The 5,194-nt window shown below is 33.5% G+C and carries 5 protein-coding genes and 1 pseudogene; all 6 read right to left on the bottom strand.

All coding sequences use genetic code 11. From position 1 onward, the window contains the following. Window positions 1–1,676, bottom strand: a 1,676-nt coding sequence (locus F6K22_RS30825; protein WP_293107019.1) for a DEAD/DEAH box helicase, incomplete at its 3' end; no start/stop codon positions are given. Window positions 1,677–1,894: 218 nt separating this feature from the next. Beyond that, entirely contained in the window at window positions 1,895–2,416 is a 522-nt protein-coding gene (locus F6K22_RS30820) for a Cap15 family cyclic dinucleotide receptor domain-containing protein (protein WP_293107016.1), read from the bottom strand. A gap of 1 nt (window position 2,417) precedes the next feature. Next, window positions 2,418–3,167 (bottom strand): annotated as a pseudogene (locus F6K22_RS43665) (nucleotidyltransferase-like protein). A 184-nt stretch (window positions 3,168–3,351) separates the two neighbouring features. Continuing rightward, the gene (locus F6K22_RS30815; protein ID WP_293107014.1) at window positions 3,352–3,615 is read right to left on the bottom strand and encodes a nucleotidyltransferase family protein; all 264 of its coding nucleotides are present in this window, start codon (window positions 3,613–3,615) and stop codon (window positions 3,352–3,354) included. Between the two features lie 251 nt (window positions 3,616–3,866). Further along, window positions 3,867–4,265, bottom strand: coding sequence for a hypothetical protein (locus tag F6K22_RS30810; RefSeq protein ID WP_293107011.1), 399 nt, complete (start codon window positions 4,263–4,265; stop codon window positions 3,867–3,869). 454 nt (window positions 4,266–4,719) lie between these two features. Further along, a complete protein-coding gene (locus F6K22_RS30805) occupies window positions 4,720–5,187 on the bottom strand; it encodes a hypothetical protein (protein WP_293107009.1) in 468 nt (155 codons plus the stop codon). Window positions 5,188–5,194: the final 7 nt, after the last annotated feature.

Raw genomic sequence — 5,194 nt, 5'->3', positions numbered from 1 at the left:
TTTTCATTCAAAGGTATTCCACTTTCAACACAACTACATTCTAAATGTTTACCCAAAATTGTCGGATAATTTGGATTAAAAGCAGCACTTTCTGCCTCACCATTTAATAAGAAATTTGGTTTATTTCCATAGAAATTATCTAAGGGATTTTGAGCTACTGGCAAAAACATAACTAACCCTTGATTTTTCCTTCCTACCCGACCAATTCTTTGTTTCCAAGACATTAAACTACCTGGATAACCACGCACTAAACAACAGTCAAGTTCAGGTAGATCGATTCCTGCTTCTAATGCGGAGGTAGAAAGGATAACTTTTACTATCCCAGTTTGTAATTTTTGGATGATATCCTGTCGCCTATCAAATCCCAAAGAACCATAAAAAATTGCTACTTTATCTGGCAAATAACTCTCTCCATTTTTATCAGCTATTCGTTTAATTATCCCCAATAACTTTTTAACTGCACCTCTGGAATTACAAAATACTACCCCACTCAAATCATGGCGCAACCAAGACAGAATTATTTGACAAGCATTAGGATTAGCAGTATCACTTGGTTCCAAAAACAAAATAGTTTTGCCAGAAGTATCAGCACCACTTTTTGAGATTAGATGAAGTCTTTCTGGTTGATGGGAGCGATCGCTAAATCCCATTGCCATTTCTGCGGGATTTCCAATCGTAGCTGAACTAAAGATAAATTGTAATTTTTCTGAACTGCCTCCTACTCTGTCTACTGCCATTTTTAACCGTCGTATTAAGTTGGAAAAATGTGCGCCAAAGGCACCTCTATAAGCATGAGATTCATCTATAACTACATAGCGGAGTTGTTGAAATAATTTGCGCCATCCTTCTCCATCTTTGCTTCTAATTCTATATAGTTGATAGTGTAATAAATCTGGGCTGACTCCTAAAATATTAGGTGGATTAGGAATAAATAATTTTTTTCTGTTTGCTGAGGAGATGTCACCTGTAATTAACCCAATTTTGACAGAATTTTTAGGAAAATATGAGGTCATTTTTTCTAGCTTTTGCATCTGGTCTAATGCCAATGCTTTGAGGGGAAAAATATATAATGCTGTAGTTTCTGGTTGTTGCAAACATGATTCTAAAATGGCGAGGTTATAACAGAGAGTTTTGCCAGAAGCTGTGGGGGTAAAAATGCAAATATCTAATCCTTTCCGTAGAGCGGTTAATGATTCAATTTGATGTTCATAGAGTTCTGTAATATTTTGTAGAATGAGAGAATTTTTGAGAGTAATTGGTAAATCTTCTGGCAAGGGATAGAGTTTTCCTGGAGTTGGCGGTGTGTTATCTATAGCTACTAAATCATCTATAAATTCTTGGGCAATTGTTTGAAATACTGGTCGGGAAATAGCTTCTATTTCTGCTGCGGAAATCTGGGATTTTTGTGGCTGTTTGAATTTTTTCTGATTAAAACTTGCACTATCTCTAGGATTAATGTGTTTCTCATTAATTGCTATTTGCCAATCATAAAAATGCACTGGAGAATGATTTTCTAAAAAGTCTACAATTAAACGTTTTCCCAATACTGCTGTAATTTGACCTATGCCATATTCAGGAGAATAAACTTTTGCACCAATTTTTAACCATTCTGGAGCAGATGGTAGTTGATTTCCAGCTCGAATAATAGCAGCATAGTCTGTCGGTTTCTCCGTCATAAGAAATAAGGAATCAAGAAAGGATCAATCAAATAAACTTAGGAAGGTAGTAATATTTTTTCCAGTTACTATGTTTGGCTTCTAATTCAATACTTTTAGGTATTATGTATTTGGTTATATTGTCTAATTGCTTCATCTCTATTTATATATTTTCGAGTAATAAAAGTAAACTTCATTTCACCAAAAGTTTGTCTACCTCTTCCATTAAAATAGTCACCTTATAAAAAATTACCATCAGGTGAAAGACGTAAATTAGCAGAACCTCTGTGCATAGACATTGTTGACAAACTTCGAGTATAAGGCTCATTAACATATTCATATTTTAAAGTAGCTTCAGAAGAATCTAAAGTATTCACAGCAGCCATTGTTGAGTTAGAAATAGACGACGTTGCCCGAAGTTGAATATCAATAGCTGACCATGTTTGGCGAACATACAAAATTATTCCATCATAATCACTATCATTGTAAGAAGAATGGATTTTTCCTACCCATGTACCTTGTAAATTTGGAATACTTGAACAGGATAAGTCACCTAGCTTTAACTGCCAAAAAAACTTGTCAAAAGCTTGATAAAAGATACCATAAAAACCCATTACTGACGGAGCATCTAACCACCAAGGAACTTGCCATTGTAAATTCTTAACGACAGAACTTAATAGTAGTGCAGCCATAACTGAAATTGCTGCAATATATAAAGGAATTGTTTCTCTATCTTTTGCATTAGTAGCGTAAGCGTGCATTTTACCAATTCTCCCACAATTCTATTAAGCTTTTAATAAAGTATTGAGCATCTTTCAATTTCCATTGTTCTGGTTTATTGCCAAAAAGGTTAAGCATTTTATTTTGACAAATGAAGGAACTGTTTAAACTTTCGCAAAGCCAATTCACAACTTTTATATATCAGGACTTACGCAGAGCCACCATATCTAGTAGGGGTTAACGGCCGTTAACCCCTACATATTGTGTATAATTTAATACGCATGGCTTTAGTCCTGTATATGTGTCTCGTCGATTGTTAACGAAACAATTGCTTGGGACATTATAGAGTAGACATTCAATATAATATGAGGGTGCTTCAAGAGGATAACTATATCTATTAATTATCATTTTTTTTGAATTTTTCAATAAACGAACAGTAGGCTTATAATTTTGGTTAGTTTTACTATTCTTATTTGCTCCATTGTGAAAATGTAACTTTGGATAATTAATAATTTTCCTTCTACTATCTCTAGTATAAAAGCAAATTCCTGGGATATAATCTTCATATTCACTTTCAAATTTATAATAGTATCTATATTCAATACAAGGAATAATATCAGCAGCAATCCTGTTACTGCCTTTTGGCAGCTTTATAGATTTATTTCCAACTATAATATTATCTCGAGGATAGTAATTCGATAAACTCACGAAAATATCTTGATGAAAGTCATCCCAGGTATAATTATAAGACTTAAATACACTATCATAACGTTTACGAGGATAAGGATTCATCTTTCAGCAATTAACAATGAACAATTAATAATTAATAATTACCCCTTCTTAAAACGGAATTGATTGACTAAAAGGAATTTTTTTGATTTATCCCCTATCCAAGGGGAGGCTTCAAGGCGTGAATTATTAAATGAATAATTAATTGACTATCAATTATTAATTATTCATTATTAACTATTAATTATTAATTATTCGGTGATTTGTTACTACAAAAAACAGTATTTAACTGCACGACAACATCTACATCACTATCAGCTCGAATGTTTGTTTTGTTTCGATAATATCCTTGCAGATAAATTTCAAAATTGTTGCCTTCTGCAAACCTATTAAGCTTAAGTTTTGATATTGGATGATTCAGAGCTTTACGAATTGATTCGTGAGTATTAATTGCTAATTGAGTTTGCTGAGACTTTGCCCAAGTTGACAGTTGTATTTCTGGAATAGGCATAGTTTACTTCTCTATTTGATTCTAGAAAATTGTAGCAAAACTTCTGGTAAACCGACAGAACTAAAATAGTGTCATAGTAAAGGCAAGTTCCACTTCAAATTAATAAATCAACAATCAAATGAAGCTTCGCTACTTGCTTTCTACTCCCCACTTCCTTCTTCAACTCCGGTGAAAATTGCTACTAAAATTTTTATTAAATCTTCTAAATCATTAGGTACTCTATATAAATTTAGGTCTTGCTTAACTTCTTTTTATTGCCGTTTTAATATAGCAAATTGCCAAATTTTACCTATAGAAACAACTCCATATAATAAATTTTTTTCTGGTTCTGTTCCTTTATCAAGAGCAATTAACTCAACTGCTAGTTGCTTAAAACCTCTTTCTAAGTTTTCATCCTTTGTCTCAATAACTAATAAATTATTTCCTGCTTGTAAAAAATAATCTAGAGAACCTTTTAGCTGAGGTTCAATTTCCAAAGGATAGGAAACCTTGAGTTTAGCCTGACAATAATCAACTAATTCTATCAATACTGGAGCAATTAAAAATTCTCGCCTTGCCATCTCACTATCTAAAGTAATATAAGGGAGACTTTTGCGAAATCTTTGCTTGAGATTTTCTAACCCATCAATTTGCCGTTGAGACTTGGGCAAAACTAACTCTTCTGTAATTAATTGATAACCAAAGTAATTTAAGATATCCTCCGGGTAATAATTGAATTTGAATAATCTGAAAAGTTACAACTATCAGGTAGTTTAATTGATATATTCATCATAGTTTTTCCTCATACTATTAATGTAAGCATTTAGCTGTCAGCTATCAGCTATTTTTTAGTGGGTGATAAAAGCTTGATTTAAACCCCGTCCTTAAGCAAAATTTGTAGTAGACTGTTTCAGCTAAAACTGTGCACTCTTATTTTTGTTTCTAGGTGTCTTTTTCTCCCCACCCGGACCACACTTCCCACCCGGACCACACTTCCCATCTAACGCACCATTTAAGATGAAACAATCCAGTAGGGTGCGTTAGACAGCTAAAATTTAGACTGTGAAAGGTATTTAGCAATTCGTCGCACCATTTTAGTTTTGTCGGTCTACTATTCCCTACTCCCTAAGACTGATACTCTCGTTTAATTGATTTTGCCCATAATAAAAATGGTATTACACCACCTCCTAATAATGCTGCTAATGTGAATAAAAAAATGATAATTCTAGTCAGACGAGGTAGGGAGCGTGACACCCAAGGAAATACATAAGGTTCTAATTCAGAATCTACTAAATTATTAGGCAACTTGAAACTAACTTGCACGTTATGTAACGAACCACGGTCAGCATTTATTGGTTGAATATAATTAATTTGATACTCATCAAATAAAGCCTCTAAAAATTCGGTCAAACTGTTAGAAATATTTTCAGCATTTCCAGAAAATTCAGCAATACCTCTAGTTACTCCTGCTATTTGTTGGAGTCGCTTTTGGTCAACAAATTCTTCGGCGGCAAGTTCGCTTAATCTCTCTGAGTCATTACTTTTTTTTCCGCCTCTTTGACTAATATCTCTAATAGTTGGAGCAACCTCCAACTATTAG

The organism is Okeania sp. SIO2F4 (genome assembly GCF_010672385.1).
Lineage (GTDB): Bacteria > Cyanobacteriota > Cyanobacteriia > Cyanobacteriales > Microcoleaceae > Trichodesmium.
The sequence above is the reverse complement of the archived record's forward strand: the minus strand, read 5'-3'. Positions and strand labels throughout refer to the sequence as shown.